Source organism: Ochrobactrum sp. SFR4 (assembly GCF_019730395.1).
Lineage (GTDB): Bacteria > Pseudomonadota > Alphaproteobacteria > Rhizobiales > Rhizobiaceae > Pseudochrobactrum.
In genome coordinates this window covers 1-245 of record NZ_JAAPBB010001175.1, presented here as the reverse complement: position 1 = coordinate 245, position 245 = coordinate 1, and the positions used below count along the sequence as shown (strand labels likewise).

Below are 245 nucleotides of genomic sequence, written 5' to 3'. Positions count from 1 at the left end.
CACGGGCCGGCGAGAAAGTGCTCGTCTTCGGCAGGTTCCTGACGCCGATGAATGTGCTGACTAGACTGCTGGACGCGCGTGAGATGCTGCGTCGTTTGCGAGACGGACAGCACTGGCCTGCCAGTGGGATCGGGGAAAGCAATATAGCAGCCGTCATTGCGGCGATGAGGGATCCTGATCTTGCGGTGGCGGGTGGGGTCGACGAAATCGATGTGATGTTGAAAACCCGCTATCAGGAGTGGGCG

1 protein-coding gene is annotated in these 245 nt (G+C 60.0%); it reads left to right on the top strand.

Annotated elements, in window-relative coordinates:
- A partial coding sequence (locus HBA93_RS22755) for a hypothetical protein (RefSeq protein WP_221724744.1) occupies positions 1-245 on the top strand: 245 nt, incomplete at both ends.